The 25,119-nt window shown below is 62.1% G+C and carries 24 protein-coding genes and 1 tRNA gene; 7 read left to right on the top strand and 18 right to left on the bottom strand.

From position 1 onward, the window contains the following. Nucleotides 1-216 precede the first annotated feature (216 nt). Nucleotides 217-303: transfer RNA gene (locus LQK84_RS20935), tRNA-Leu, on the bottom strand. An 80-nt stretch (nt 304-383) separates the two neighbouring features. Continuing rightward, nucleotides 384-686, bottom strand: a complete 303-nt coding sequence (locus LQK84_RS20930; protein WP_230830670.1) for a SelT/SelW/SelH family protein — start codon at nt 684-686, stop codon at nt 384-386. A gap of 113 nt (nt 687-799) precedes the next feature. On the opposite strand from LQK84_RS20930, the gene LQK84_RS20925 reads away from it, so the two are divergent. Further along, on the top strand, nt 800-1,792 hold the full coding sequence (locus tag LQK84_RS20925) for an adenosine kinase (RefSeq protein ID WP_230830669.1): 993 nt from the start codon (nt 800-802) through the stop codon (nt 1,790-1,792). On the opposite strand, the gene LQK84_RS20920 is transcribed toward LQK84_RS20925, so the two are convergent. After that, nucleotides 1,785-2,336: an SH3 domain-containing protein gene (locus LQK84_RS20920; RefSeq protein WP_230830668.1), complete on the bottom strand. Its 552-nt coding sequence runs from the start codon at nt 2,334-2,336 to the stop codon at nt 1,785-1,787. The two genes, LQK84_RS20925 and LQK84_RS20920, sit on opposite strands and share 8 nt — an antisense overlap. A 222-nt stretch (nt 2,337-2,558) precedes the next feature. Here LQK84_RS20920 and LQK84_RS20915 point away from each other — a divergent pair, with 222 nt between their 5' ends. Continuing rightward, nucleotides 2,559-3,563 (top strand): 2-hydroxyacid dehydrogenase, encoded by a 1,005-nt coding sequence (locus LQK84_RS20915; protein WP_230830667.1) that lies wholly within the window; start codon nt 2,559-2,561, stop codon nt 3,561-3,563. A gap of 178 nt (nt 3,564-3,741) precedes the next feature. Beyond that, nucleotides 3,742-5,436, top strand: coding sequence for a long-chain-fatty-acid--CoA ligase (locus LQK84_RS20910; RefSeq protein ID WP_230830666.1), 1,695 nt, complete (start codon nt 3,742-3,744; stop codon nt 5,434-5,436). A gap of 109 nt (nt 5,437-5,545) precedes the next feature. Here the strand turns inward: LQK84_RS20910 and guaA are convergent, their stop codons facing one another. From guaA to LQK84_RS20855, 11 genes are all read right to left on the bottom strand, one after another. Then, entirely contained in the window at nt 5,546-7,123 is a 1,578-nt protein-coding gene (gene guaA / locus LQK84_RS20905; RefSeq protein ID WP_230830665.1) for a glutamine-hydrolyzing GMP synthase, read from the bottom strand. A gap of 63 nt (nt 7,124-7,186) precedes the next feature. After that, on the bottom strand, nt 7,187-7,825 hold the full coding sequence (locus LQK84_RS20900) for a 5'-methylthioadenosine/S-adenosylhomocysteine nucleosidase (protein WP_230830664.1): 639 nt from the start codon (nt 7,823-7,825) through the stop codon (nt 7,187-7,189). A gap of 59 nt (nt 7,826-7,884) precedes the next feature. Next, nucleotides 7,885-8,964 (bottom strand): DUF1513 domain-containing protein, encoded by a 1,080-nt coding sequence (locus LQK84_RS20895; RefSeq protein ID WP_230830663.1) that lies wholly within the window; start codon nt 8,962-8,964, stop codon nt 7,885-7,887. Nucleotide 8,965: 1 nt separating this feature from the next. Further along, nucleotides 8,966-10,051, bottom strand: a complete 1,086-nt coding sequence (locus LQK84_RS20890; protein WP_230830662.1) for an imelysin family protein — start codon at nt 10,049-10,051, stop codon at nt 8,966-8,968. Then, complete coding sequence (locus LQK84_RS20885) at nt 10,051-11,616, bottom strand: di-heme oxidoreductase family protein (RefSeq protein WP_230830661.1); 1,566 nt, start codon at nt 11,614-11,616, stop codon at nt 10,051-10,053. The genes LQK84_RS20890 and LQK84_RS20885 overlap by 1 nt, the downstream gene beginning before the upstream one ends. 41 nt (nt 11,617-11,657) lie before the next feature. After that, a complete protein-coding gene (locus LQK84_RS20880; RefSeq protein ID WP_230830660.1) occupies nt 11,658-12,929 on the bottom strand; it encodes an imelysin family protein in 1,272 nt (423 codons plus the stop codon). Nucleotides 12,930-13,053: 124 nt separating this feature from the next. Next, nucleotides 13,054-14,346 (bottom strand): RsmB/NOP family class I SAM-dependent RNA methyltransferase, encoded by a 1,293-nt coding sequence (locus LQK84_RS20875; protein ID WP_230830659.1) that lies wholly within the window; start codon nt 14,344-14,346, stop codon nt 13,054-13,056. A gap of 85 nt (nt 14,347-14,431) precedes the next feature. Further along, nucleotides 14,432-14,758 carry a septal ring lytic transglycosylase RlpA family protein gene (locus LQK84_RS20870; protein ID WP_230830674.1) on the bottom strand — a complete coding sequence of 109 codons (327 nt, stop codon included), beginning with the start codon at nt 14,756-14,758 and terminating at the stop codon, nt 14,432-14,434. A gap of 364 nt (nt 14,759-15,122) precedes the next feature. Then, the gene (locus LQK84_RS20865; RefSeq protein ID WP_230830658.1) at nt 15,123-16,007 is read right to left on the bottom strand and encodes an SDR family oxidoreductase; all 885 of its coding nucleotides are present in this window, start codon (nt 16,005-16,007) and stop codon (nt 15,123-15,125) included. Further along, on the bottom strand, nt 15,958-17,130 hold the full coding sequence (gene queG, locus LQK84_RS20860; RefSeq protein ID WP_230830657.1) for a tRNA epoxyqueuosine(34) reductase QueG: 1,173 nt from the start codon (nt 17,128-17,130) through the stop codon (nt 15,958-15,960). The genes LQK84_RS20865 and queG overlap by 50 nt, the downstream gene beginning before the upstream one ends. Nucleotides 17,131-17,167: 37 nt before the next feature. Next, the gene (locus tag LQK84_RS20855; protein WP_230830656.1) at nt 17,168-17,860 is read right to left on the bottom strand and encodes a glutathione S-transferase family protein; all 693 of its coding nucleotides are present in this window, start codon (nt 17,858-17,860) and stop codon (nt 17,168-17,170) included. 286 nt (nt 17,861-18,146) lie between these two features. On the opposite strand from LQK84_RS20855, the gene LQK84_RS20850 reads away from it, so the two are divergent. Together LQK84_RS20850 and LQK84_RS20845 are read left to right on the top strand one after the other, a co-directional pair. After that, nucleotides 18,147-18,953 carry an undecaprenyl-diphosphate phosphatase gene (locus LQK84_RS20850; RefSeq protein WP_230830655.1) on the top strand — a complete coding sequence of 269 codons (807 nt, stop codon included), beginning with the start codon at nt 18,147-18,149 and terminating at the stop codon, nt 18,951-18,953. A 93-nt stretch (nt 18,954-19,046) separates the two neighbouring features. Continuing rightward, nucleotides 19,047-19,397 (top strand): hypothetical protein, encoded by a 351-nt coding sequence (locus LQK84_RS20845; protein WP_230830654.1) that lies wholly within the window; start codon nt 19,047-19,049, stop codon nt 19,395-19,397. 3 nt (nt 19,398-19,400) lie between these two features. Here the strand turns inward: LQK84_RS20845 and cysK are convergent, their stop codons facing one another. Both cysK and LQK84_RS20835 read right to left on the bottom strand, forming a co-directional pair. Further along, the gene (gene cysK / locus LQK84_RS20840) at nt 19,401-20,363 is read right to left on the bottom strand and encodes a cysteine synthase A (protein WP_230830653.1); all 963 of its coding nucleotides are present in this window, start codon (nt 20,361-20,363) and stop codon (nt 19,401-19,403) included. 221 nt (nt 20,364-20,584) lie between these two features. Further along, nucleotides 20,585-21,202, bottom strand: a complete 618-nt coding sequence (locus tag LQK84_RS20835; RefSeq protein ID WP_230830652.1) for a LysE family translocator — start codon at nt 21,200-21,202, stop codon at nt 20,585-20,587. Between the two features lie 175 nt (nt 21,203-21,377). Here LQK84_RS20835 and LQK84_RS20830 point away from each other — a divergent pair, with 175 nt between their 5' ends. After that, nucleotides 21,378-22,010: a LysE family translocator gene (locus LQK84_RS20830; protein ID WP_230830651.1), complete on the top strand. Its 633-nt coding sequence runs from the start codon at nt 21,378-21,380 to the stop codon at nt 22,008-22,010. Nucleotides 22,011-22,034: 24 nt separating this feature from the next. On the opposite strand, the gene LQK84_RS20825 is transcribed toward LQK84_RS20830, so the two are convergent. Next, nucleotides 22,035-22,916 (bottom strand): GNAT family N-acetyltransferase, encoded by an 882-nt coding sequence (locus tag LQK84_RS20825; RefSeq protein ID WP_230830650.1) that lies wholly within the window; start codon nt 22,914-22,916, stop codon nt 22,035-22,037. An 11-nt stretch (nt 22,917-22,927) separates the two neighbouring features. Continuing rightward, the gene (dut, locus tag LQK84_RS20820; RefSeq protein ID WP_230830649.1) at nt 22,928-23,410 is read right to left on the bottom strand and encodes a dUTP diphosphatase; all 483 of its coding nucleotides are present in this window, start codon (nt 23,408-23,410) and stop codon (nt 22,928-22,930) included. Between the two features lie 125 nt (nt 23,411-23,535). On the opposite strand from dut, the gene LQK84_RS20815 reads away from it, so the two are divergent. Continuing rightward, nucleotides 23,536-25,119, top strand: a complete 1,584-nt coding sequence (locus tag LQK84_RS20815) for a peptide chain release factor 3 (RefSeq protein WP_230830648.1) — start codon at nt 23,536-23,538, stop codon at nt 25,117-25,119.

Below are 25,119 nucleotides of genomic sequence, written 5' to 3'. Positions count from 1 at the left end.
CCCGGCATTCGCAAGAATGGCGGCCTCGCATTTCACGATCCATCCCCCATCGCCGGAGAAGGATGGCCGTCCTCTCCGGCGCTTCTTTATCTCACGAAGAAGCCAGAAAATCATAAGACAAGCAAGTTCCCATTTTGAACGACCCAAATGTAAGACAACAAAAAAGCCCGGAAAACCGGGCTTTTTGGGCTGTTTCATCAATCGTGAAACGGGAATTGGTGCCCAGAAGAGGACTCGAACCTCCACACCCTTGCGAGTACCAGCACCTGAAGCTGGCGCGTCTACCAATTCCGCCATCTGGGCGACGGAGTGCGATGTAGTTTGGCAGGCTTTGTCTGTCAACAGCGTTTTTGAAGAAAGTGCGACAAAGTGCGATTTCGTGTTCAGGCGTCATCCCGATCCGCCGAAGCACGGTCTGTGTGGCCGAGGTCACGGTCGGGGTCGATGACGTCGCGAATGCGCTGCTTGAGCTCCTTCGGACCCGGGAAACCGCCGTCACGCTTGCGCTCCCAGACGAGCTCGTCGTTGACGCGAATCTCGAAATTGCCGCCGGTGCCGGGGATGAGCGCGACCTCGCCCAGATCCTGGCCGAAGGTGGAGAGCAGTTCCTGCGCCATCCAGCCGGCGCGCAGCAGCCAGTTGCACTGGGTGCAGTAGAGGATCGTCACGCGCGGCTTAGCGGTCATGGGGACAGCCTTTCGAATCGGTCGGTATTTCAACGCCTCGGCAATTGGGAGGCTTCCCAATCGGCGAAAAATGCTTATGACATTTTCCACCCTCATTTCAACAAAGGCATCCCATGACCACGTTTGACGTGCTGACGGTCGGCAATGCGATTGTCGACATCATTTCCTCCTGCCCGGAAAGCTTCATCGAAGAAAACGGGATCGTGAAAGGGGCAATGAACCTCGTTGACGCCGAACGTGCACAGCTTCTCTACGGGAAGATGGGACCGGCGCTCGAGGCCTCGGGCGGCAGCGCCGGCAACACGGCTGCGGGCGTGGCCAATCTCGGCGGCAAGGCGGCCTATTTCGGCAAGGTCGCGCATGACCAGCTCGGCGACATCTTTGCCCATGATATCCGTGCACAGGGCGTGCATTTCCAGACGAAGCCGCTTGAGGGCGCGCAGCCGACCGCGCGCTCGATGATCTTCGTGACGCCCGATGGCGAGCGCTCGATGAACACCTATCTCGGCGCCTGCGTCGAGCTCGGCCCGGAAGACGTCGCCGCCGACGTGGTGGCGCAGGCGAAGGTCACCTATTTCGAAGGCTATCTCTGGGATCCGCCGCGCGCCAAGGATGCGATCCGCGAATGCGCCCGCATTGCGCATGAAAACGGCCGCGAAGTGTCGATGACGCTGTCAGACAGTTTCTGCGTCGGGCGCTATCGCGATGAATTCCTCGATCTCATGCGCTCCGGCACGGTCGATATCGTGTTTGCCAACCGCGCCGAGGCGCTGGCGCTCTACGAGACGGAAGACTTTGACGCGGCGCTGACCGCCATTGCGCGCGACTGCAAGCTTGCGGCCGTGACGATGAGCGAGGAAGGCTCCGTCATCATCAAGGATGGCGAGCGGGTCTATGTTCCGGCCATTCCGGTCGACACGGTGGTCGACACGACGGGTGCGGGCGATCTCTATGCGTCCGGCTTCCTCTTCGGCTACACGACGGGCCGGGATCTGGCCACCTGCGGCGCGCTCGGCAGCCTTGCCGCCGGCATCGTCATCCAGCAGATCGGGCCGCGCCCGCGCATCTCGCTGAAGGAAGAGGCCCGCAAGCTCGGTCTTATTTGAAGGCTTCGCCCGGATAGGCGCCCCAGACCTCGCCCTGATGGAGCCAGCCTTCGGTTCCATCAACCTCGGCCTCGCACCAGTCGCCGGTGCATTCCTTGAGCTTGACCAGAACGCCCGGCTGCAGCTTGGCGACGACATTGGCATCCTTGAGGGCGGAGCGGCGGAGGTTGACATAGATGTTGTCGCCCTTTTCCCTCATCCACGGGGCGGCGACTGCCGTGCGCTGGCCGGACAGCATGGAGTGGTAGACCCAGCCTTCCGTGCCCTCGGCATCGCGAATGCGGCGCCAGTTTTCAAATTCCGCAATGATTTCGACCGGCAGGCCGGGGCGCGTGTAGAGCCAGGAGGCGGCATATTCCGTGCCCGGACCGACGCGCATGTTGACGCGGCTGGCCTTGAGGCTGGCAAAACGCGGCAATGGCAGGCCGGTTGCGGTCTTGGAGGCCGTCTGGGCATTGGCGTCAGCGGCCTTGACGACGGTCAGTCCAGCGGCAAGAACGAGGATCGTTGCGAAGATCTGCCGGGAAACGCGATTGAAAGCCATTGCGCTGAATTGCCTGTGTTCTGACATTTGACAAGGGTGTGACCGAAAGACCTGTGCGAAGACGCCCATCGTCACCTTCGGGTGCGAGAAAGGTTTGTCTTCGCTGACGGGTCTGATAAAAATCGGGACGACACCAACGGTCCGGACTGCGGCGCAGCCGCGCTCCGCCCTGAAGGTTGCGATAACTTGGTTAAAGACCTCTGAACAAGGCGATGAAAGCCGATGACAACAAGAAAAAAGCCCAAGGTCTACATCACGCGCAAGCTGCCCGAGGCGATCGAGACGCGCATGCGCGAGCTTTTCGACGCCGAACTCAATCTCGATGATCGTCCGCGCACGCAGCCGGAACTCGTTGCCGCCGTCAAGAGCGCCGACGTTCTGGTGCCGACGGTGACGGACCGGATCGATGCGGCGCTGATCGAGCAGGCAGGGCCACAGCTGAAGCTGATTGCCAGTTTCTCAAATGGCGTCGACAACATCGATGTAGAGGCGGCTGCCCGCAAGGGCATCACGGTGACCAATACGCCGAACGCGCTGACCGAAGACACGGCCGACATGACCATGGCGCTGATTCTGGCCGTGCCGCGCCGGCTGACGGAGGGCGCCCGCGTGCTCACCGACAATCACGGCGAATGGGCCGGCTGGTCGCCGACCTGGATGCTCGGGCGGCGCATCTTCGGCAAGCGCATCGGCATTATCGGCATGGGCCGCATCGGCACGGCCGTCGCCCGGCGCGCCAAGGCCTTTGGCCTGTCGATCCACTACCACAACCGCAAGCGTGTCAGCCCGCAGACGGAAGAGGAGCTGAACGCGACCTATTGGGACAGTCTCGACCAGATGCTGGCCCGCGTCGACATCGTTTCCGTCAACTGCCCCTCGACGCCCGCGACCTTCCATCTCATGTCGGCGCGGCGCATCGAGCTGATGCAGCCGACGAGCTTCATCGTCAACACGGCGCGCGGCGACGTGATCGACGAGGACGCGCTGATCAAGAGCATCCGGTCGGGCAAGATTGCCGGCGCCGGGCTCGACGTGTTCGAGAAGGAGCCGAGCGTCAATCCCAAGCTCCTGAAGCTCGCCGAACAGGGCAAGGTGGTGCTTCTGCCCCACATGGGCTCGGCGACGCTGGAAGGCCGCATCGACATGGGCGACAAGGTGATCATCAATATCCGCACCTTCTGCGACGGCCACCGGCCGCCGGACCGGGTTCTGCCCGCCCGCATCTGAGCCTGCTGCGCCCGCGCGACGATCGCCGCGCGCGTGGCGGCTGAATCCAATTGACGTTTACGTCAAGGTTATATAACTGAGAGAAGGCTTGAATGGATGTCAGCAACGTCTATTTTAGCTCTAAGGCGGGAGGAAACGCCTCGTCCGACACGGCGAGGCAAGCCATATGGGAGTTGATATGACACAGGCTGCAACCAATGCTGACGGTTCGGAAATGTCCCGGCCCTGGCTGAAATCCTATCCGCCGGGCATGCCTCCGACGATTGCCCCCTCGCCCTACCGTTCTCTCGCCGACATGATCGAGCAGAACTGCCGCCGCTATGCCAACCGCGTCGCCTATGACGGCATGGGCAAGACGCTGACCTTCGGCGAACTGGAAAAGCTCTCGGCCAAGGTTGCCGGCTGGCTGCAGGCGCAAGGGCTGAAGAAGGGCGACCGCGTCGCCATCATGATGCCGAACATCCTGCAATATCCGGTGGTCGTCAGCGGCATTCTTCGTGCCGGCATGGTCGTCGTCAACGTCAACCCGCTCTACACGCCGCGCGAACTGGAACACCAGCTCAACGATTCCGGCGCCAACGCCATCTTCGTGCTTGAGAACTTCGCCACTACGGTCTCCGCCGTCGTTGCCCGCACGCAGGTGAAGAAGGTGGTCGTCGCCTCGATGGGCGACCTGATGGGCCTGAAGGGCCATATCGTCAATTTCGTCGTCCGCAAGGTAAAGAAGCTGGTTCCGGACTGGTCGATACCCGGCCACATTCCGTTCAAGTCGGTCATCGCGTCCGGAAAGACGCTTTCGCCGGTCGACATCTCCGCCGGCGACATCGCCTTCCTGCAGTATACGGGCGGCACGACGGGCGTGTCCAAGGGCGCGACGCTGCTGCACGCGAACCTGCTCGCCAACGTCACGCAGAACGTCATGTGGATGAAGCCTGCGGAAACCCGCAAGGCGTTTCCGGAGCAGCTGATCTATGTCTGCGCGCTGCCGCTCTATCACATCTTCGCGCTGACGGTGAACATGTTCATGGCGCTGGAACAGGGCGGCCTCAACATCCTCATCGCCAATCCGCGCGACATTCCGGGCTTCGTCAAGGAAATCAGCCGCTACCGGTTCAACGTCCTGCCGGGCCTCAACACGCTGTTCAACGCGCTTGCCAACAACGAAGACTTCAAGAAGCTCGACTTCTCGAGCCTCATGCTGACGCTCGGCGGCGGCATGGCCGTGCAGCGGCCGGTCGCCGACCTTTGGCAGAAGGTCACGGGCTGCTTCATTGCGGAAGGCTATGGCCTGTCGGAAACCTCGCCTGTTGCCACGACCAACCGCGCCGACGGCACCGAATATACCGGCACGATCGGCCTGCCGGTCCCCTCGACCGACATCGACATCCGCGACGACGACGGCAACAGCCTTCCGATCGGCGAGGCCGGCGAAATCTGCATCCGCGGCCCGCAGGTCATGGCGGGCTACTGGAACCGTCCGGAAGAGACCGCCAAGGTGATGACACCCGACGGCTTCTTCCGTTCGGGCGACATCGGCGTGATGCAGCCGGACGGCTATGTGAAGATCGTCGACCGCAAGAAGGACATGATCCTCGTCTCCGGCTTCAACGTCTATCCGAACGAGATCGAGGAATTCGTCGTCACGCTTCCCGGCGTGCTGGAATGCGCGGCCATCGGCGTACCCGATCCGCATTCCGGCGAGACGGTCAAGCTCTTCATCGTGAAGAAGGACCCGAACCTCACCGAGGCCGACGTGAAGGCGCATTGCGCCCAGGGACTGACCAACTACAAGCGCCCCCGCTACATCGAATTCCGCGACAGCCTGCCGAAGTCGAATGTCGGCAAGATCCTGCGCAAGGAGCTGCGGGGCTGAGAGATAAAACAACGACGCCGGCTTCCGAAGAGGCCGGCGTCGTGCAGATCGAACTCATCTTGATCGCATGTTGGGAAGGTCGCTCGCGAAGTATCGCAAGCGGCCTTTTTCATTCCCACTCGATCGTGCCCGGCGGCTTCGACGTGACGTCGTAGACGACGCGGTTGACGCCCTTGACCTCGTTGATGATGCGGGTGGCGGTGCGGCCCAGGAAGGCCATGTCGTAGGGGAAGAAGTCGGCGGTCATGCCGTCGACCGAGGTGACGGCGCGCAGTGCCAGAACGCGGTCATAGGTGCGGCCATCGCCCATGACGCCGACGGTCTGGACGGGGAGCAGGACCGAGAAGGCCTGCCAGATCTTGTCATAGAGACCGGCCTTGCGGATTTCCTCGATATAGATGGCATCCGCCTTGCGCAGGATGTCGAGCTTTTCGCGCGTCACGCCGCCGGGAAGCCGGATGGCAAGGCCCGGGCCCGGGAAGGGATGGCGGCCGATGAAGCTTTCCGGCAGGCCGAGTTCGCGGCCAAGAGCGCGAACCTCGTCCTTGAAGAGTTCGCGCAGCGGCTCGACCAGCTTCATGTTCATGCGTTCCGGCAGGCCGCCGACATTGTGGTGGCTCTTGATCGTGACGGACGGGCCGCCCGAGAAGGAGACGCTTTCGATCACGTCCGGATAGAGCGTGCCCTGTGCCAGGAATTCCGGCGCGCCCTTGCCGTCGCTGGCGATCTTCTTCGCCTGCTCTTCGAAGACTTCGATGAAGAGGCGGCCGATGGTCTTGCGCTTGGTTTCCGGGTCGGCTTCGCCTTCCAGCTGGCCGATGAAGAGATCAGAGGCATCGACATGGATCAGCGGGATGTTGAAATGGTCGCGGAACATGCCGACGACCTGCTCGCTTTCGCCAAGGCGCATCAGGCCGTGGTCGACATAGACGCAAGTCAGCTGGTCGCCGATCGCCTCATGGATGAGCACAGCCGCAACGGATGAGTCGACGCCGCCGGAAAGCGCGCAGAGCACGCGGCCGGAACCAACCTGGTCGCGGATCTTCTGCACCATCTCGGCGCGATAGGCCGACATCGTCCAGTCGGCCTGCAGACCGACGATCTTGTGCACGAAATTGGCCAGCAGCTTGCCGCCGTCGGGCGTATGCACCACTTCCGGGTGGAACATGGTCGTGTAGTAGCGCTTCGCCTCGTTGACGCAGATGGCGAAGGGAGCGTTTTCGGAAACGCCGATGATCTCGAAGCCTTCCGGGGCCTGCGTGACGCGGTCGCCATGGCTCATCCACACCGGATATTCGCCACCGACTTCCCAGAGGCCGTCAAAGAGCGGCGAGTTCTTGAGGATCTTCACATCGGCGCGGCCGAATTCGGCGGCATGGCCGCCTTCAACGACGCCACCGAGCTGCACGGCCATCGTCTGCTGGCCATAGCAGATGGCCATGATCGGGATGCCGGCATCGAAGACTTCCTGCGGCGCGCGCGGGCTGCCCTCGCGGGTGACGGAATCGGGGCCGCCCGAGAAGATCACGCCCTTGGGATGAAGCTTCTGAAAGCCCTCGCCTGCCTTCTGGTAAGGCCAGATTTCGCAGTAGACGCCCGTCTCGCGAATGCGCCGTGCAATCAGCTGCGTGACCTGGCTGCCGAAGTCGATGATGAGGATGGAATCAGAATGGGCGTCGTGTGACATGAACAGCCTTTGTTAGAAGGCCCGGAGGGCGATGCCACCGGGCAGGGGCTCCAAAACCCGCCCTTACAGCATCAGGCTGCCGTTGTCCAAGGCCTCTTCGATGGCGCGCACGGCTTTTGCGAGTTTTTCGTCGATGACATGGAGATATTCCGTCCAGTCGCCGACATGTTTGAGTTCTTCCTTGCCATCGGAAATGCCACGAAGGCCGATCAGCGGAATGCCGAAATGCTGGGCGGCGCGCCATTCGGCATAGGTTTCCATCTCGACCATGTCGGCATCGACGGTGTCATAGGCCGGGCCCGACACCATGTTGCCACCGGTGGAAAGGCGGGCCTGCGGGATGCCCGGCACAACAAGCGGCAGCGGCAGTTCCTTCGGCAGGCCGAGAAACGGCGTCACGCCCTTTTCAAAACCGACGGCCGAGGCATCCATGTCGCGATAGCTGACGGATGTCGCCTGATAGACTTCCGTCTGTTCGAGCGTCGCCGAGCCCGCCGAGCCGAGGGAGACGATCAGGTCCGGCTTGTGGCCCGTGGCCTCCAGCCGGGCGAGTGCTGCCGTCAGCACCACGGCAGCCTCGACAGGACCGACGCCGGTCATCAGGGGCGAGATATGGGCGCGCAGATGAGTTCCGTATTCGGCATCCACCGCCATCACGTAGAGGATGTGCTTGCCCGCAACGGTCTTGAGTTCGAAATCCATGGATATGCCGCCTGTTGAAATTGGCCGGACGGTGCCACGTCAAGATGACAGAGGCAAGATCAGCCGATCCGGACGACGTGCTGGTCCCAGTTGACGGGTGACTGGCGGCCATTGAAGAGGCCGCCTTCCGTCGAGAAGCCGAAACCGTGGAGACCGGCGGCGATACCCGAGGCTCCGGCAAGCTGGACCTCCTGAACCACCGTGCCCGAGATCGCGTCGAGCAAGACATAGGTTCCGCCGCGGGGCGATGTCACGGCAACAAGGCCCTCGTTGCGATTGACGGCAATGGCGCCGACATAATTGGCCAGATTGCGCGCCGTCTTTTCGGGCAGGTAGATGAATTCAAGCGGTTCGCCATGGCGGAAGCGACCGATCAGCGGCGGCAGGTCGTCATGCGCGCCTTCATACTGGCAGGCAAACCAGACCTCGTGATTGCCCGAGAGCGCGATGTGGCGGGTAGAAAGCTGCTTGAAATCGGGCGGCAGCTCGTGCTTTTCGATCATCGTGCCGGAGGCGGCGTCGATGAGGACCAGCGACGGCTCCATCCGGTCGAGGTTGAGCTTCGTGCGGCCAAAGTCGGGATGCGTCTCGATGCCACCATTGGCGGCGATCAGCACATTGCCGTCAAGGCTGATGGAGAGATCGTGCGGACCGACGCCATAGGTCGGATATTCGCCGATGCGGGCAAATTCGTCGGTCGCGTCATAGATGCCGATCACGCCGCGCGCATTGTCGAAATCGTTCTCGCTGGCATAGAGCAGCCGTCCGTCGCGGGAAAACGTGCCGTGGCCGTAGAAATGCCTGCCCTCGGGCGAGACGATCACGATGGGCGCCGAGCTTCCGTTCAGGTCGAAGATCGCCGCAAAGGTGCCGGGCCGGCGGGCGAAGGCCACGACGCGGTTGAAATTCGGATCAAAGGCCAGTCCATGCGCCCGGTTGGGCAGCGGCGAGCGATCGATGATCGAGCCATCCTCGGCCAATGTCGCCAGACCGTAATGTCCCGTTGAGTCCATAAAGGCGGAGGCAAAGACGGCATCCGTCCGCTCCAGCGCGAAAAGCTGGCCCGGCGCAAGTCCGGCAACGAAGGTGCTGCCGGCTGCGCGCAGGAAACCGCGTCTGCTGATGAGCGGACTGCGCATCTCAGTCTCCGTCGGAAAAGGTGAAGCCGGCGGCAAGACCCATGGCCCGGCCATAGTCATTGTTCAGCCGCGCCTGAAGATCGGCCACGGTCATGATGAGAAATTCCAGCCGCGAATGTTCCCTTTCGTCGCCAAGGATCCTGTCGACCGGCTTGTCGAGCTTTGCGGCCGTCGAACCTGCCGTGTGAAACTCGAAATTGATGTTGGTAGTGATGGCCGAGCCTTCTCCGCGGATGATGTATTGCATGCCGCTCTTGTCCCAGAAGGCCTGCAGGCCCTTGAGATTGTCCTCGACCGACTTCAGCGTCAGGCCCGAGCGCCAGTAGAGCGCCTTTTTCGGATTTGCGCCACCTTCGCCGGTGGAAAAGATCATCAGGCGCTTTTCATTCGTCGTTTCGAGCCCGCGCACCAGCGTGCCGAGAAGCGCAATCAGCGCCTCCTCGCCATTGCGGAAGACCGGATTGTCGGGACCGGGCTTGCGCCACTTGTCGGCAATGCCGTCCGGCGCGTTCCAGGCATCCGACAGTTCGCCGGCAAGAAGCGCGATGTTGGAGGCAATCGCGCGGCCGGCGTGGCAGCGGAAATTGTCCTTGCCGGCGGAAAGCTCCTCGGCGCCCGTGCCGGTCAGCACATATTCAAGCCCCGTCAGTCCCTGAACGGCAACGCTCTTCGATTTCATCGACGCGCCGGCGATTTCACTTTCGTCCTTGGCCGCCAGCATCGCCTGGATCTGCTTCAGCGCCAGACCCTTGCGGTCGGGGAAGAAGAGAATGCGCTCGAACATGTTGTTGTCGAGCACCGGACCATCGCGCAGGACCTCGATCCGCGACCAGGCGGAAACGAGCCCGGCAAAGGCCTTCTTCGCCCCTTCGTAGGACGATGCATCGTTGGCTATGCACAGCTTGTTCATGGCCGAGCCGGTGGACTCGGCGGCATTGCGGAAGTTGCTGTAGCCGGGAATGATGACCTCGTCGACCGTCCGTTGCATGACGGGCAGGATCTCCGCATCGCTGACGAAGGCGGCCTTCGCGACAGGCGCGACCGCGCTGAAGGCGGCGGCGGCGAGGAGAACAACAAGTCTTTTCATCACAGTGATCCCAGAAATTTCAATAGCTTCTGCCGGTCCGCCCTTTGCATCGCGGCATAGGCGTTGCGGGCGCCCTCGCCTTCGCCGCCATGCCAGAGGATTGCCTCTTCCAGCGTGCGTGCGCGGCCATCATGCAGATACGCCTGATAACCGTTGACGGTTTGCGCGAGACCTATACCCCAGAGCGGCGCCGTGCGCCATTCCCGGCCGGTCGCATCGCCGACCTGCTGTCCATCGGCCAGATCAGCGCCCATATCGTGCAGCAGCAGATCGCTATAGGGCCAGATCAACTGGAAAGCATGCTGTGGTTCGGCGGTCTTGCGCGCGGTGACGAATTTCGGCGTGTGGCAGGTGGCGCAGCCAGCCTGATGGAACAGCGCCTTGCCGGCGAGCACGTCCGGTTGGTCGACATCGCGCCGCGCCGGCACCGCGAGATTGGCCGTGTAGGCGGTCAGCAGGTCGAGGACGGGATCGGGCGCCTCGGTGTCCCCAAACCGCTTCTGCACACCGTTCGGCATCTTGCGGCATGCGGCTTCGGCCTGCGTGCAGTCGCCATAGGGATCCGGCGCATCGGGAGAGGAAATGCCGATATCCGACGACAGTGCGGCGGCGGCCTGCGCCCGCACCGTCGGGTTCTGCGCCTTCCAGCCGAAGCGGCCGATGAGGATCTCGTCCGTCTTCGGATCTCGAACGTGATTGGGCCTGCCGTGAACGCCGTCGTTCGATTTCGCCTGCCGATCGGCGCCAGCCAGGATCTGCGCCTCGGGAATGGCCTCCAGCAGGCCCATGCCCGCAAGGCTCTGCGCGATGCGCGGAGAAAGCGTCGTTGCCGGATCGAGAGGACCATAGGCGAGATCGACGACGGAATAGGTGGGCACGCGGAGCGTCACCGTGTCGCCACCGGCCAGCGTCACGGCCTTTTCGCCATAGGTGATGACCGGGCGGCCCTCCCCTTTCAGGCCCGTGACGCCCTGCTCCTGCAATTGCTGGCCATAAATGGGGTCGGGAAAGTTCAAATGTTCGTGCGCAGCAAGGGCAGCGCGCTCGGTGTCGCTGGCCGGGGTCCGAGCGAGACGGAAGAGGAAGGACTGGCTGCCGGCACCGCCCTCCGGCGGTCGTCCGCGGCCGTCGCGGACGTGGCAGCTCTGGCAGGAGCGCGCGTTGAAGAGCGGCCCGAGCCCATCGGAGGCCTGGGTCGACGACGGGGCTTGCACCCACATCTTCTTGAAAAGGGCAAAGCCGAGCCGGAAGTTTTCGACACCCTTGTCGTCCAGCGTTGCGTCCGGATGGCTCATCGCCTTGGCATCGGACCTGCCCGCAAAGGTGCCGGCGCCGCCCGAGAGCGTCTCATGCGCTTCCGGCCGGCTGAAATCCGCAGTCGGCGCGGTGACGGCACGAACCCGCTCGGCATCGGCCTCGGAATAGCCGCTCTCGGCGGCGCGCGCGCCAGGAATGCCGATCGCACAAAGACCGACGGCCCCCGCTGCGAAGCAGAGAGCCGTGGCTGACGTCCAAAGACGGAGGCGGGGGGGCCGGACGGCCTTGGACGAAGCAGTTTTCGACATCGCATATGCAGCCGGCCCGCAAAGGGCCGGCTCTCCCGATCTCACTTGAAGACCGAATTGGGGTCGTCGAGGCTCTTCGAGGAACCGACCTTGATCTCGTCGAGGCCAAGCGCGGTGACGGTGCGCTGGATCGACTTCGTCTGGTCGATGAGACCGTCGATCGCCTTCTGAACGGTCGCATTGCCGTCCTTGTTGCCTTCAGCGATCATCTGGTCATAGGCTTCGACCGTCTCGCCGCGCTTCTTCAGCGCTTCCATGGCCGCCATGGTGACATCGAGCTTGCCCTGAAGCTCCTTGGCGACGGCCGGATCCTTCGCCTGAAGCAGGTCGCGGATGGAGGGACCGGCCATCTTCTTCCCGTCGAGGCGGGTATATTCGCCCGTATAGCCGGTCATGATGCCGACCATGTCGTAATAGTGCGAATTGAAGGTGTTGTCTGAGAAGCAATCCTGCTCCTCTTCCGGATCGTGCAGCAGCAGGCCGAGCTTCATGCGCTCGCCGGCGAGTTCACCATAGGAGAGCGAGCCCATGCCCGTGAGAAGTGCCGTGAGGCCCTGCTTCGGGTTTTCGGTCAGAACCTTGGCGGCATCGCCGCCCGGCTCGAAATTCTTGACCATGTCGGCAAGGTCGGAAACCAGCAGCGACGAGGCGGAGCGCAGATACTCGGCACGGCGGTCGCAATTGCCATGCGTGCAATTCTTCAGGTCATAGTCGGTGTAGGGACGGTTGCCGGCGCCGGGACCCGTGCCATTCAGATCCTGACCCCAGAGCAGGAATTCGATAGCATGATATCCGGTTGCCACATTGGCATCGATACCGCCGGCCGAATGCAGCGTATTGGCCAGGAAGTCCGGTGTCAGATGCGAAGCATCGACCGGCTTGCCGTTTATGGTGATCGTCTTGTTGGCGATGACATTGGCGGTATAGAGCGGGTTTTCATCGCGCTCGGTGCCGTAGGAGGCGGTGTCGACATAGTCGATCAGGCCTTCGTCCAGCGGCCAGGCATTGACCTTGCCTTCCCACTCGTCGACCACCGGGTTGCCGAAGCGGTAGTGCTCGGTCTGCATGTAGGCCGGGCGGGCGGCGATCCAGGCAGCGCGCGCGGCCTTGAGGCCGGCTTCGGAGGGAGCCGCCAGGAATGCGTTGACCGCCTTGTCGAGCGCCTTCGCACCCGTCAGCGCGTCCTCGTAGTCGGCATGCGCAATTTCGCGGTAATGCTGAACGACTGCTGCCGGATCAGAGGCCGCCTGAGCAGCAAAGGGTTGGGTTGCGGCAGCGGCGACCAGGACCGCGCCAGCAATGAATTGTCTCATGATGAAAGCTCCTTCCGCGGGCCGGCCCATGGACTGGACGAGCTCGGTTGATACGGCGCTTTCATGACTCACAAATAAACTTGTGTCAAATACTCTTGTTTTGAGCAATTCTAGACTGCGGAGCCTATCCGGCGCGGCGCTGCAGCATGCAGAAATAGAAGCCGTCGGTGTCGGTCGTGGCGGGCGACAGCGTCACGCCGGTCCCGTTCGCATCGAGCGGCATGACCGCGCTCTGCCCCGTCAGTGTCGCAAAGTCGGGCTGGGAGGAGCGGAGTTCGAATTCCGGATGGGCAGACAGGAAGCCCTGCACCTGCTCCTGATTTTCCTGCGGCAGCAGCGAGCAGGTGACATAGGCAAGATGCCCGCCTGGGCGGACATACGATATTGCCGCCTCCAGCACCTCGCGCTGCTGCGCCACGCGCTCGCCGAGGTTCTTTTCCGTCAGTCGCCATTTCGTGTCGGGACGGCGCCGCCAGGTGCCCGTGCCGGTGCAGGGCGCGTCGATCAGCACGCGGTCGAACTTGCCGATATAGGGTTTCAGCGCCGGCAGACCGTCATGGACCTGGACATTGCGCGTCCCGGCGCGCTTCAGGCGCTCGATGATGGGAGAAAGACGCTTGCGGTCCGCGTCATAGGCATGGACCTGGCCCTTGTTGTGCATGATGGCCGAAAGCGCGAGCGTCTTGCCGCCGCCGCCGGCGCAATAATCGAGGATCTGTTCGCCCTCCTGCGCCATCACGAGACCGGCAACGAGCTGCGAGCCCTCGTCCTGCACCTCGAACCAGCCCTTGGCGAAGGAAAGCTCGGCCGTCACATTGGGCAGGCGGTCGGACAGCTTGCCGGCCGCGACGCGTACGCCCTGCGGGGCAAGGCGGCAGGCTTCCGCACCTGCACGTTCCAGCGCGTGAACGACCTTGCCGCGATCGGCCTTCAGCGTATTGACGCGAAGGTCGAGCGAGGGGCGCGCCGTCAGCGCCCTGGCCTCGTTGAGCCAGTTATCGGCGAAATTGCGTTCGAAGGAGGCAACCGCCCATTCGGGAATGTCGCCCTGAACGTGAAGCGGCGCATCTTCGATCTGCCGCTCCGCCAGCGCCTTCAGGCGCTCTTCGGGAAGAGGCGCGGGGGCAAAGCGGTCGCCGTCAAGTTCGGCAGCCAGCGCCTCCGGCGTGAAGTCCCATTGGCGGAACATGACCGCATAGCCAAGCGTCAGGGCGCTATCATCGTCCAGAAGCCAGGCGTGAGAGAGTTTCATGCGCAACGCATCATAGACGATGTTGCCGATGGCGGCGCGGTCGCCGGAGCCGGCGAAGCGGTGGGAGAGGCCCCAGTCCTTCAGCGCGTCCGCGACAGGGCGACGTCTCGTCTCGATATCGTCAAGAACCTCGATCGCCCCTGCCAGTCGTCCGCCAAGTCGCATGGTTGCCCATCTCCATCATTGCCCATCGGGGCGTTTCTGCGCTTCGTTAGCGGTGAAACGGGCCGAGAGCAAGCAGGACCGGGCTTCAGCGTTCAGCGACGACCTCGTAGCAGACCTTGGCTGTGCCGCTGCTGACCATGTTGAGAGAGCTTGCAGCGCCCTTCGACAGATCGAGAACCCGGCCGCGAATGAACGGGCCGCGATCGTTGACGCGAACGACGACGCTGGAGCCGTTGCGCATGTTGGTGACACGAAGCTTCGTGCCGAAGGCGAGAGACCGGTGCGCTGCCGTGAGCCGCGATGGGTTCATCCGCTCGCCGGAGGCGGTCTTGGAATGCGCCGCGTACCAGGAAGCGCCGCCACAGCCGCGGGCATATGCCTCTCCGGTTGCAGACACCAGGCCGAGACCCATGAACAGGCCGGTGGCCAGAGTGCGAAATCGGAATGCCATTTCAGTTACTCTCCAGATTGGGAAAACTTTTCTCTGGAATGAGCTTCAACGGGTCAAAAATGGCCGAAAAGTGCCACAACCGTTCACGGACTGTTACAGACTGAAATATTTTGCGCAAACTAATTGCGACCTGAAATGATGACGCGCAAATACCTTGTGGGAATTTTCGCAGAAGATTCAATGTTTCCTATACATGAGCTGGAGAGTGCGAGACGAATATTCCAATTCCGGCTTCATTCACGAAGAAAGCCGGAATTCCTTTCTCAAAAAGGCAAATGGGAATAAATTCAGGGTTAAAGAATTCATAATCTCGCGCTAAGGTAGTTCACATTCTCGATTGTGGCTGCCAATTGCCACATTTCCAGAGGTTTTCGAGCGAGAGCCGGTAGTCCGGATATGCGAAAACGAAGCCAAGGTCACGGATCTTGCGGTTGGAGACACGCTTGTTCTCGCCGTAGAACGAGCGCGCCATGGGGCTGAGTTCCGCCGTTTCGAAGTCGGTTTCCGGCGGCGGCGCCACGCCCATCAGGCCGGCCGCGTAGGTCACGACATCCTGTGGCGGCGCCGGCTCGTCATCCGTGACATTATATATGCCGGCAAGTTTCCGCTCCGCCAGAAAACGGGTGGCCGCACCGATGTCCTCGACACGGATGCGGTTGAACACCTGATCCTTCTTGACGATGCGCTTGGCCGTGCCCTCGGCCAGATTGACGAAGCCGTTGCGGCCGGGGCCGTAAATTCCAGACAGTCTGAGGATGGCGACCGGCAGGCCGGCACTCTTTGAAAAGGCGAGCCACCCCTCCTCCGCCTCGACGCGCTCGACCGAGCGGCGGGAGACGGGCCTGCACGGCGTCTCCTCATCCACCCAGGCGCCGTCATGATCGCCATAGACGCCGACGGTCGAGAGATACCCGACCCATTCGAGCTTCGGCATGAGCGCGGAAAGCCGTGCGGCACCCAGTTGCAGCAGCGGATCGCTCTCCGCCCCCGGCGCGATGGACTGGACGAGATGGGTGGTTTGCAGAAGCCGGGCGGCAAGCGCCGCATCCGGTTCGCCGCCACCATATATATAAGCGTCAATGCCAACCGATTTCAGGCGCGCTGCCTTTTCCGGCGAACGCGTCGTTCCCGCAACGGGGCCCAAGAGATCGCCACAGGCCTCAGCGATCGCCTTGCCCGAATAGCCGCAGCCGAAGATCGTCAATGTCATCTTTTTGTCCCAGCGATTCCAATTCGCCGAGCACTATAGGATCGCATTCGCTGTTGGGAAGGGCCCGACGGGCTGCCTCCACGCCTTGAATCTCCGCCAAGGCCCAGAGCGCCGTGGCGCGGACAGCGGCATCATTATCGCCCAGCAGGAGCCGACAGAGGCCGGCAAGGCTCGCGTCCCGTGAATTTCCCGCAGCAATCAGGCAATTGCGGATGAAGCGGTTGCGGCCGATCCGCTTGATCGGCGAGCCGGTGAAGAGGCTGCGGAAGGCGGCATCGTCGAGCGTCAGGAGGAAATCGAGCTTCGGCGCCTGCAGATCGGCCCGCGCCTGGAGCTTCATCTCGCTTGCCGACTGCGCAAACTTGTTCCATGGGCAGGCGGCCAGACAATCGTCGCAGCCATAGATGCGGTTTCCCATCGCATGGCGGAACTCAGGCGCGATCATGCCCTTGTGCTCGATGGTGAGATAGGAGATGCAGCGCCGCGCGTCGATCCGGCCGGGCGCCGGAAAGGCCTGTGTCGGGCAGGCATCGAGACAGGCGCGGCAGGAACCGCAATGATCCGTCTCCGGTGCATCGGGGGCAATCTCCGCAGTCGTGAAGATCGAGCCGAGGAAGAACCAGGAGCCGAGTTCGCGGCTGACGAGATTGGTGTGCTTGCCCTGCCAGCCGAGGCCCGCCTGCATGGCGAGCGGCTTTTCCATCACTGGTGCTGTATCGACAAAGACCTTCACATCCGCGCCCGCACGGCTGGCAATCTTGCCGGCCAGCTCCTTGAGCTTGCCCTTGATGATGTCGTGATAGTCGCGGTTGCGGGCATAGACGGAGATATTGCCGCGATCTGGCATCCGCGTTGCCGCGAGCGGATCGCCCTCCGGGCCGTAGTTCATCGCGAGAACGACGACGCTTCTGGCCTCCGGCCAGAGCGTTTTCGGGTCCGTGCGACGCTCGGCCGTCTCCGCCATCCAGTCCATGCTGCCGTGAAAGCCGGCGCTGACGAAGCCGGAGAGGTCATCGGCCAGCCGTTCGGAGGCCTCGGCGGGCGTGATGCGCATAGCTGAAAAGCCGAGACGCATCGCCTCGGCCCTGATGAACGCTTTCAGCTTGTCGTTTCCCTCGGCCATGACCGGACTCTAGCCGTTCCGGGCAAGCCGGGCGAGATCAGAAATCGAGATCGGCATAGTGCGAGACGGGGGTAACGCCGCGCACGCGCTCGGTCAGAAGCGGCCGGAACGAGGGGCGCGACTTGATGCGCTGATACCAGTCACGCGCCTGCGGGGCTTCCGCCCAGGTGATTTCGCCGAGATAGTCGAGTTCCGACAGCGCCGCAGCGGCGGCGAGATCCGCATAGCTCAGGCGGCTTCCGGCGAGATACGTCCGGGAGCTCGCGAGCCATGAGATATATTTCATGTGCTGGCGGATATTGCCGCGCGCCATGCGCAGGATTTTCGAGTCCGGCGCACCACCGCCGAGCGTCGGCGGCATCTGCAGCTTGAAGATACGCTCGCGCACCAGCGGCTTCGTCACATCGGCTTCCATCTTCACCAGAAACCACTCCGTCAGCCGACGGATCTCGGCGCGCTGGAACGGGTCTTCGGCAAGCAGCCGCTTGTCGCGCTTGAGGATGCCCGACGTCTCGTCGAGAAACTCCGAGATCACCATGGCCCCGCACAAGGCGCGCATGTTGTCGTCCAACAGCACCGGCAGGGTTCCCGCCGGATTGAGCTTGATGAAATCCTTGCGCATCTCCCAGGGCTGTTCTTCCGTCAGTTCGACGGGCAGACCATATTCCCCGAGGACCAGGCGGATGAACCGCGAGGCGGACGACATGGTGTGATGGTAAAGTACTGGCATTGATCCCGTTTCGGTCCGGTTTGGGCGCTCCCTGGGGGGCCTGCGCGCATTCGTTTACAAAATCCTAGCGCCCAGGGTTTAAGAAAAGCTATAGCTTTTGCCAATTCCGCGATTCGCCGTCCTTTAGCATCTTCAAATCTCATAAAGAGGTCATTTCATGACAGTCCGCTCTGAATGATCCGGCCGGCAGCTTGCCTGTGCCGCCTCTCAGGCCAGGACCCCTGCCTCTCCCGATCATCCCCGCCGGCGGCTGTTCCACTGCAATCATGGTCCCACGGAGACATCGATGGACTATATCAATGCAATTCTTCTAGGGCTCATCGAAGGGATCACGGAGTTTCTGCCGATCTCCTCGACCGGCCACCTGCTGATCGCCGAACAGTGGCTCGGCGCACGATCCGACATGTTCAACATCGTCATCCAGGCCGGCGCGATCCTTGCAGTCACCTTCCTCTACTGGCAGCGCATTCTCTCCCTGCTTCTGGGCTTCAACGATCCGAAGAACCGCGACTATCTGCTGAAGCTGATCGCCGCCTTCCTCATCACCGCCATTCTCGGCCTCGTCGCCACCAAGCTCGGCTTCAAGCTGCCGGAAAGCGTTGTGCCGATTGCCTGGGCGCTGATCATCGGCGGCATCTGGATGATTGTTGCCGAGCAGATCGCTGCGCGCCGTCCGGAAAGCGCTAAGATCACCTGGCCGGTCGCCATCATCGTCGGTCTGGCGCAGATCGTCGCCGGCATCTTCCCCGGCACCTCGCGCTCGGGCGCCACGATCTTCGCCGCCATGCTCTTCGGCACCGGCAATCGTGCGGCGGCGACCGAATTCGCCTTCCTAGTCGGCATTCCGACCATGTATGCGGCGAGCGGCTATGAAATCCTGAAGTCGCTGAAGGCGGCAAAGCTCGAAAATGCGCCGCCGGAAAACTGGACGCTGCTCGGCATCGCCTTCATCGTCTCGATGATCACCGCCTTCGTCTCGGTCAAGTGGCTGCTCGGCTATATACGCTCGAACCGCTTCACGGCGTTTGCGATCTACCGCATCATCCTCGGCATCGCGCTTTTCGGCATGCTCGGCCTCGGCTGGGTTGCCTGAGATCAAGGACGATCGTCCGCAGATCGCATAGGAAGTTCCCGGCGCTGTCGGGAGCTTCAACCATCAAGACAGCGGATAGGGATTGGAGACGCGATGCGCCCTCGGATCATCATGCTGACAGGCGTCACCCACGCCAACCGCCATCAGGTCACGGCGGAGATCAACGATGCGGTCGTCAGCGCCGGCGGCTGGGTCAGCGACCACACCTTCTTTTCCAACATCGCCACGAATTTCCGCATGGTGCTGCCGCCGCAGGGGCTCGCGCTGTTTCGCGAACTCGTCACCAAGGCCGGCGTCCATCTCGATAGCGAGAGCGAAACGGCCATCGCCGACCTGATCGCAAAAGAAAAAGGGCTGCCGGAAGAGCTCCCGGCAAGCCTCAATGTCACTTTCATTCACGATGAGCCCGATCTGAGGCGGGAAGTTCCCGCAGTTCCGGGCTAGGCCTCAGGCGAGGCCGTCGAAGAGCGCGGTCGACAGATAGCGCTCTGCGAAGGACGGGATGATCACGACGATCGTCTTGCCGGCATTTTCCTCGCGGCTACCGACCTTGATGGCTGCAGTGAGTGCAGCGCCCGACGAAATGCCGACCGGCACGCCTTCCAGACGGGCCACGAGACGGGCGGTCTCGAAGGCCTCGTCATTGGAGACGGTGACGATTTCATCGTAGACCGAGGTGTCGAGCACCTTCGGGGCAAAGCCGGCGCCAATGCCCTGAATCTTGTGCGGACCGGGCGCGCCGCCTGAGAGAACCGGGCTGTCGGCCGGCTCGACCGCGATCACCTTTACAGACGGCTTCTTGGCCTTGAGCACCTGGCCCGTGCCGGTGATGGTGCCGCCGGTGCCGATGCCGGAGACGAAGATGTCGACGCCGCCATCGGTGTCGTTCCAGATTTCCTCTGCCGTCGTCTTGCGGTGGATTTCCGGGTTGGCGGGGTTTTCAAACTGCTGCGGGATGATCGCGTCGGGAAGCGTGGCGGCCAGTTCCTCGGCCTTGGCGATCGCGCCCTTCATGCCCTTCGGACCTTCGGTCAGCACGAGTTCGGCGCCCAGCAACGCCAGCATCTTGCGGCGCTCGACGGACATCGTTTCCGGCATGGTCAGGATCAGCTTGTACCCCTTGGCGGCGGCCGCGAAGGCGAGCGCAATGCCGGTGTTGCCGGAGGTTGGCTCGACGAGAACCGTCTTGCCGGGCGTGATCTTGCCCTGCGCTTCCAGGCTTTCGATCATGGCGACGCCGATACGGTCCTTGACGGAGGCGATCGGGTTGAAGAATTCGAGCTTGGCGAGAAGGTTCGCCTTGACGCCCTTGTCCTTCGCCAGCTTGTCGAGGCGAACGATGGGCGTGTCGCCGATCGTTTCGATGATCGAATTGTAGACGCGGCCGCGTCCCGGCTTCTTGTCAGCCATGATGTTTCTCCCTGATTGAACGTCTTGGCCCACAGGATAGGCACAATGAGAAGCCCTCGCCAGAACCGATTGATCCGGCAGGGGCGCCGGGAGAGAAAATTCTGCTAAATCGGAGGGGATCTGGAGCAAATTTCGCAAGGGCGCCTTGCTCGGAACGACGAAAAATTGCTTTAAATCAATATGATAATAGGCTTTTCGGCCATTTTTCTCAGCCGCGTGAATTATGCAGCGCGCGCTGCGATATAAACGGCGGTCCCCGCCAGAATGCCGCCCGCCGTGCGGTTGAGCAGCTTGAGCGCCGAAGGCTCCTTCAGCAGCTCGCGCGCCTTGGCGGCCAGCAGGATATAGGGAACGAGCACGATCAGCAGCACGACAGCGGTCACGACGACGAGTGCCGCATAATCCTGCTTGCCGATTTCGGCGAGCGGGATCAGCGTCGGCACCAGCGCCACATAGAACAGCATGGTCTTCGGATTGCCGAGCGTCACCAGAAGGCCGGAGAGAAAGGAGGCGCCAAGGCTCCCTGCCCGCTTCGCCTCGATCTTCTGGCCCAAGAGCCCCGCCGTCCAGAGCTTCCAGGCGATATAGCCGAGATAAAGCGCGCCAGCGAATTTCAGGACCATGAAGGCGGTGGTGAAGGTCTGCGCCACATAGGCAAGGCCGAGAACCACGGCGGTCAGATAGGCGACATCGCCCAGAATGAGCCCGAGTCCCATGAAGAAGGTCGGCCTGAAACCGGAGCCGAGCGCGCGCGCCACAATCGCCGTGATCCCCGGACCCGGAATGATGGCGGCAACGAATAGCGCGAAGGCATAGGTGAGAAGATTGGCGGCTGTCATGGGCGGTCTCCTGCGCATTTCATGCCTCACGATGCCGGCCAAGGCAATTGGGAAGTTGTGGTGGTGCTCAGCACTCCATCATCGACCACTCCGAAATCTTGTCCCCATGGCAATTCCGATGTTGCCGGCACGGGGAGGACATCTATGGTCGGCGCCACATTCACCGGAGCCTTCCATGCCCTCAACGACGCTGCTTGCCGCCTTCGCCCTCGTTGCCCTCGGCATGGTGCTGACGCCGGGGCCGAACATGCTCTATCTGATTTCGCGATCGCTGAGCCAGGGACCGAAGGCAGGGCTGGTTTCGCTGTGCGGGGTCGCCTGCGGTTTCGTCGTCTACCTGCTCGCCGCAGCCTTTGGCATCACGGCGATCCTTTTTGCCGTTCCGATTGCCTATGATGCGCTGCGCTTTGCCGGCGCCGCCTATCTCGCCTGGCTTGCCTGGAATGCCCTGAAACCCGGTGCGCGGCCGATCTTCGAAACGCGCAATCTGCCGGTCGACAGACCGCGTCGCCTCTTCCTGATGGGGTTTCTCACCAGTCTCCTGAACCCGAAAGTCGCGGTTCTTTATCTTTCGCTTCTGCCGCAGTTCATCGACCCGGCAAAGGGCCACGTGCTGACGCAATCGATCGTTCTCGGACTGGCGCAGATCGCGATCAGCGTTTCCGTCAATGCCATGATCGCCGTTTCCGCCGGCTCGGTGGCGCTGTTTCTGAAAGAGCGCCCCTTCTGGGCGCAGGTCCAGCGCTGGATGATGGGCACGGTTCTGGCCGGGCTTGCCGCGCGGATGGCGCTGGAAAGCCAGCGATAAGTCGAGCTTTTTGGAGGTATGTCTTTAGAAGGCTGCCATCGGAGACAGCATCAGACCATCTGGTAGCTTTTCACCAAATTTGTCGGTCATCATCAGTTCACATTCAGCTCGACAGGGAGCCTTTGATCCCTGCCAGCCCAGTCCGTCGGTCGGGAAGTGTACCTCAATGTGGTTACCCGAATAGCCAACGGCATCCAGCAGATCAGTCATCGATGGCATTTCCTTGGCAACGATGTCCAACACTATGAACGCTCCATCGCGTCCATGCTTCCAAGCGACAACCGTCTCATGCTTCGGCAAATAGGTCAGCAACACTTGACGATCGAGATATGCGTTTAAAAGGAACATTTCCTTTTGATGAGCGACTGCGAATTGCTGAGATACCGGCTGTCGCTGAACAAGAAGTTGGCTGATCAGCTTTACGTCATCGGTGTTGGATATGTCGAGTTTCCGTCCAATGCCGGTCGCACCTGCCGGCGGCTGCGGGGCACCAAGACTCCTGAACTGATGAACAATTCGAAACCCGTAGGACTCGTAGAGCGCTGGCTTTTCAGTCAAAAGAATGCCAGCCGCATGACTCGTCTTTTCGGCCCACGCAAAGGCGGCTGTCATCAGCTGTCGATAGAGACCGCGACCTCGATATTCAGGCCTCACGGCCCCTGACTGGTATCCGGCAAGCTTGACCTCTTTTCCACCAATCACCATCGGCATGGTAAAGGCAGAAAAATTCGCCACGCAGCGACCTTGCCTGTCGAAATAGCCAAAAGGCATGCTCGACGGATCTGGACCGCCAAGCCTGCTTTGAACTGAAATGTCGATGCCGAAAGTGTCGCGGAGCAGGTCTGTCAGGGCAGAGAGAGCGGCCGGTTCGGAAAAATATCCTTGCCTGAACTCAAGTGTCTCCATAACGGCTCCGATCAGACGCCCGTCGAGCCAAACCCGCCCGCGCCGCGCTCGGTGTCGGACGTTTCCCGGACCTCGACCACCCGCACCTGCGTCACCGGCGCCACCACCATCTGCGCGATCCGCATGCCGCGCTCGATGAGGAATTCATCTTCGCCGAGATTGATCAGCAGGACCTTCACTTCGCCGCGATAATCGCTGTCGATCGTGCCGGGCGTGTTGAGGCAGGTGATGCCGTGCTTGAAGGCGAGACCGGAGCGGGGGCGGATCTGTGCTTCGTAACCGCACGGGATTTCCATGACGAGGCCGGTCGGCACCAGCGCGCGCTTGCCGGGCATCAGCATCAGCGGCCGGTCTTCGGACACGGCGGCGCGCAGGTCCATGCCGGCGGCCCCTGCCGTCTCGTAGGACGGAAGATCGAGGCCATCGGCGTGAGAAAGCCGGACAAGACCCAGAACCGGCTCAAGCGCAGGGGTGGCATGAGGATGCATGTTCATCGGCCGCACTCCGCTGACTGTTTGAGGATGGATGACTAGTGTCTAGCGCCCGGATGTGACGGGTCAATTGAACTTTGCCGCCGAAGCCGGTAGAAGGCGGCCAATTCACAGGATTTGATTGTCATATGACCGAGACACTGGCCGAGGCGGTTTCGCGCCGCCGCACCTTCGCAATCATCGCCCACCCGGACGCCGGCAAGACGACGCTGACGGAAAAGCTGCTGCTGTTCGGCGGCGCCATCCAGCTCGCCGGTGAAGTCAAGGCGAAGAAGGACCGTATTCAGACGCGTTCCGACTGGATGAAGATCGAGCGCGAACGCGGCATCTCGGTCGTCACCTCCGTGATGACCTTCGAATATGAAGGCAATGTCTTCAATATTCTCGACACGCCCGGCCATGAGGACTTCGCCGACGACACCTATCGCACGCTGACCGCCGTCGACGCTGCCGTCATGGTCATCGACGCCGCCAAGGGTATCGAGCCGCGCACGCTGAAGCTCTTCGAAGTCTGCCGCATGCGCGACATTCCGATCATCACCTTCATCAACAAGATGGACCGCGAAAGCCGCGACCCGTTTGAAATCCTTGATGAAGTGGAAGAAAAGCTGGCGCTCGACACCGCACCCGTCACCTGGCCCGTCGGCCGGTCGAAGACCTTCTGCGGCTCGTTCAACCTCGCCGACTCGACCTTCCGCGGCAATGACACGCAGATCGAGCCTTTGTCGGTCAACGGCCCGCAGGCCATTGCAGACCGCCTGCCGGAAAACGAGCGCGCCGCCTTCATCGATGAGCTGGAACTCGCCCGCGAGGCCTGCCGGCCCTTCGACCGCACAAGCTTCCTCGAAGGCCATATGACGCCGGTCTTCTTCGGCTCGGCGCTGCGCAACTACGGTGTACGCGATCTCATCAACGCGCTCGGCGCCTATGCGCCGCCGCCGCGTGACCAGGTGGCCGATACGCGCACGGTTCATGCGGCCGAAGACAAGATGACGGCCTTCGTCTTCAAGATCCAGGCCAACATGGACCCCAACCATCGCGACCGCATCGCCTTTGCCCGCATCTGCTCCGGCAAGCTGGAGCGCGGCATGAAGGCGCGTCTGGCCCGCACCGGCAAGCAGATGGGGCTCACGGCCCCGCAATTCTTCTTCGCCTCGCAGCGCCAGCTTGCCGACACGGCCTATGCCGGCGACGTGGTGGGCATTCCCAACCACGGGACGCTTCGCATCGGCGACACGCTGACCGAAGGCGAAGCGCTGGTCTTCCAGGGCGTGCCGAACTTCTCGCCGGAAATCCTTCGCCGCGTGCGTCTTGAAGACGCGATGAAGGCGAAGAAGCTGAAGGAAGCACTCCAGCAGATGGCCGAAGAGGGCGTCGTGCAGCTCTTCTCGCCGGAAGATGGCTCGCCGGCCATCGTCGGCGTCGTCGGCGCACTGCAGCTCGACGTGTTGAAGGAACGCCTCCAGCAGGAATATGGCCTGCCGGTTTCCTTCGAAATGTCGCGCTTTTCCGTCTGCCGCTGGATTTCCGCCGACAATCCGTTGGACCTCGAAAAGTTCATCACCACCAAGCGCGGTGATATCTGCCGCGACCTCGATGGCGATCCGGTCTTCCTGGCGCAGGACGGTTTTTCGCTGCGCTACGAGGCCGAGCGTGCGCCGGCGATCAAGATGGTGGCGATCAAGGAATATCACGTCCAGAAGGCGGCGTGA

Origin of the sequence: Rhizobium sp. C4 (assembly GCF_021026315.1) — a bacterium.
Taxonomy (GTDB): Bacteria; Pseudomonadota; Alphaproteobacteria; order Rhizobiales; family Rhizobiaceae; genus Ensifer_A.
Note: the sequence above shows the minus strand (reverse complement) of the source record. Positions and strands in the feature narration are given on the sequence as shown.

Excerpts from the sequence above, each read along its gene's own strand:
- LQK84_RS20930 (WP_230830670.1), bottom strand. The coding sequence starts at position 686 with ATGACCGCTAAGCCGCGCGTGACGATCCTCTACTGCACCCAGTGCAAC.
- LQK84_RS20925 (WP_230830669.1), top strand. The coding sequence starts at position 800 with ATGACCACGTTTGACGTGCTGACGGTCGGCAATGCGATTGTCGACATC.
- LQK84_RS20920 (WP_230830668.1), bottom strand. The coding sequence starts at position 2,336 with ATGGCTTTCAATCGCGTTTCCCGGCAGATCTTCGCAACGATCCTCGTT.
- LQK84_RS20915 (WP_230830667.1), top strand. The coding sequence starts at position 2,559 with ATGACAACAAGAAAAAAGCCCAAGGTCTACATCACGCGCAAGCTGCCC.
- LQK84_RS20910 (WP_230830666.1), top strand. The coding sequence starts at position 3,742 with ATGACACAGGCTGCAACCAATGCTGACGGTTCGGAAATGTCCCGGCCC.
- guaA (WP_230830665.1), bottom strand. The coding sequence starts at position 7,123 with ATGTCACACGACGCCCATTCTGATTCCATCCTCATCATCGACTTCGGC.
- LQK84_RS20900 (WP_230830664.1), bottom strand. The coding sequence starts at position 7,825 with ATGGATTTCGAACTCAAGACCGTTGCGGGCAAGCACATCCTCTACGTG.
- LQK84_RS20895 (WP_230830663.1), bottom strand. The coding sequence starts at position 8,964 with ATGCGCAGTCCGCTCATCAGCAGACGCGGTTTCCTGCGCGCAGCCGGC.
- LQK84_RS20890 (WP_230830662.1), bottom strand. The coding sequence starts at position 10,051 with ATGAAAAGACTTGTTGTTCTCCTCGCCGCCGCCGCCTTCAGCGCGGTC.
- LQK84_RS20885 (WP_230830661.1), bottom strand. The coding sequence starts at position 11,616 with ATGTCGAAAACTGCTTCGTCCAAGGCCGTCCGGCCCCCCCGCCTCCGT.
- LQK84_RS20880 (WP_230830660.1), bottom strand. The coding sequence starts at position 12,929 with ATGAGACAATTCATTGCTGGCGCGGTCCTGGTCGCCGCTGCCGCAACC.
- LQK84_RS20875 (WP_230830659.1), bottom strand. The coding sequence starts at position 14,346 with ATGCGACTTGGCGGACGACTGGCAGGGGCGATCGAGGTTCTTGACGAT.
- LQK84_RS20870 (WP_230830674.1), bottom strand. The coding sequence starts at position 14,758 with ATGGGTCTCGGCCTGGTGTCTGCAACCGGAGAGGCATATGCCCGCGGC.
- LQK84_RS20865 (WP_230830658.1), bottom strand. The coding sequence starts at position 16,007 with ATGACATTGACGATCTTCGGCTGCGGCTATTCGGGCAAGGCGATCGCT.
- queG (WP_230830657.1), bottom strand. The coding sequence starts at position 17,130 with ATGGCCGAGGGAAACGACAAGCTGAAAGCGTTCATCAGGGCCGAGGCG.
- LQK84_RS20855 (WP_230830656.1), bottom strand. The coding sequence starts at position 17,860 with ATGCCAGTACTTTACCATCACACCATGTCGTCCGCCTCGCGGTTCATC.
- LQK84_RS20850 (WP_230830655.1), top strand. The coding sequence starts at position 18,147 with ATGGACTATATCAATGCAATTCTTCTAGGGCTCATCGAAGGGATCACG.
- LQK84_RS20845 (WP_230830654.1), top strand. The coding sequence starts at position 19,047 with ATGCGCCCTCGGATCATCATGCTGACAGGCGTCACCCACGCCAACCGC.
- cysK (WP_230830653.1), bottom strand. The coding sequence starts at position 20,363 with ATGGCTGACAAGAAGCCGGGACGCGGCCGCGTCTACAATTCGATCATC.
- LQK84_RS20835 (WP_230830652.1), bottom strand. The coding sequence starts at position 21,202 with ATGACAGCCGCCAATCTTCTCACCTATGCCTTCGCGCTATTCGTTGCC.
- LQK84_RS20830 (WP_230830651.1), top strand. The coding sequence starts at position 21,378 with ATGCCCTCAACGACGCTGCTTGCCGCCTTCGCCCTCGTTGCCCTCGGC.
- LQK84_RS20825 (WP_230830650.1), bottom strand. The coding sequence starts at position 22,916 with ATGGAGACACTTGAGTTCAGGCAAGGATATTTTTCCGAACCGGCCGCT.
- dut (WP_230830649.1), bottom strand. The coding sequence starts at position 23,410 with ATGAACATGCATCCTCATGCCACCCCTGCGCTTGAGCCGGTTCTGGGT.
- LQK84_RS20815 (WP_230830648.1), top strand. The coding sequence starts at position 23,536 with ATGACCGAGACACTGGCCGAGGCGGTTTCGCGCCGCCGCACCTTCGCA.